Source organism: Novacetimonas pomaceti (assembly GCF_003207955.1).
Lineage (GTDB): Bacteria > Pseudomonadota > Alphaproteobacteria > Acetobacterales > Acetobacteraceae > Novacetimonas > Novacetimonas pomaceti.
Map to the genome: position 1 here is coordinate 1 of NZ_NOXG01000090.1, position 1,474 is coordinate 1,474.

The 1,474-nt window shown below is 59.8% G+C and carries 1 protein-coding gene and 2 pseudogenes; all 3 read left to right on the top strand.

The annotated features are described in order from the left end of the window. Window positions 1–429: pseudogene (locus CFR71_RS15720) on the top strand (phosphoadenosine phosphosulfate reductase family protein); the annotation flags it as partial. Between the two features lie 31 nt (window positions 430–460). Continuing rightward, the gene (locus CFR71_RS17310; RefSeq protein ID WP_010515656.1) at window positions 461–769 is read left to right on the top strand and encodes a DUF5983 family protein; all 309 of its coding nucleotides are present in this window, start codon (window positions 461–463) and stop codon (window positions 767–769) included. Between the two features lie 122 nt (window positions 770–891). Next, a pseudogene (locus CFR71_RS15730) lies at window positions 892–1,098 on the top strand (DUF3085 domain-containing protein); the annotation flags it as partial. Window positions 1,099–1,474 lie beyond the last annotated feature (376 nt).

Genomic DNA, 1,474 nt, shown 5'->3' on the forward strand with positions numbered 1-1,474 from the left:
CGTGATGGTCGGATCCGACGGCATATCGATCACTGGCGGCCGGTACATGCCTGGAGTGAAGCGGCTGTCTGGCAGATCCTGCGTCGGCATGGCGTGATTCCGCCGCTTCCCTATCAGCTCGGGTTTGGCCGCCTGTCCTGCCTGACATGCGTATTCATGTCTGCCGATCAGGCTGCAACGCTGCGTCACATGGACCCGGATCGGTTCGCCCGGCTGTGTGAGTGGGAACGCGCATTTGGCTGCACCATCCGACGCGACCGGGACCTCGGCACGCTGGCCAGGGGCGGCACGGTCTACGGCCCCGTGCGCCAGCATCCGGATCTGGTGCGCCGTGCGCTCTGCCACCGCTGGCGTGGCCGTGTCCTCACATCCCCCGAACAATGGGTCCTGCCCGCTGGCGCATTCGGCGAGAGCGCCGGGCCGGTCTGACCCGCCTCATCCTCCAGCAGGGAGAAACCCGATGTTAGCGCCTTTCCAGATCCGGAAATTCCTCGACCTGAGCACCGGCCACCTCCCCCTGTCGGACCGTGGACACCTTGAGAGATATGCAAGGTCAGGTGGTTCCTTTGGGCTGACCTGCCTGTCCGGCCCGCACGGATGGTTTGTCCATGTCCCGCTGGATCCATACTCCCATGATTGGCCGGGGTCGCGGTCACTGCGGGCCATTCTTGCCCTGGCCCGGAATCACGACTGTGATTACGTCCTGTTTGATGCGGACGGCCCGGTCGATGCCTCGCTTCGTTTCTTTGATGACGATGAAGATGAATGACCGGCAACGGCATCGGGCGTCCCTCGGGCCAGAGGCGCCGGTTCTTATTTCTTAAGGCGGGATACTTCGGTGTTCCGCCTTTTTTGTGTCCTCGCAAGGGGCTCACACAAAGGAATACTGCCATGAAACTTCATTTCGACCATGCCCTCGTGGCGCGTCTTCTCGCTCATGCGCAAGCCGCGAGCGAACATTCCCCTACCTATGATCAGCTTGTTGACCCGGTCTTTCTCAAGGCTGGCGTGTCGTCGCGCCATCCGACCGGTGCGGATGTCGATCGTACCAAAATACCGGCAGGCCTGATGCTGGTTGGCGATCATGGGGTGTACCTGAGTGCGCCGGTTCGGCGCTGAATCGAAAGTGCGTTTCAAACGCCGGGAGAACTGACGACTCCCGTCCCCACCAACCTTAGTTGAAATCGAAAGGTGACAATGAACATAGCATGGTTGGAGCAAGGCCCGAATAGCCAAGAACGGTTACGGTTTAGAGGGTCAGGGGAAGATGCATATGGTCAAGGCTATACTGCTTTAAGAGGTGGTCCCCATTTTTCGGACAGGGCGATAAGCTATCATCTGGCCTGAACGAGGACGGGTTTTATGGGCAAGGTTTGAGGTGGTCCCGTCCGTTCGGACAGTTTTGCGGGCTTGATAAGCTATACCCGGTTGTTGTTATGCCGCCCTTCTGACGGCGTTGCTGTTGGCCATCTGG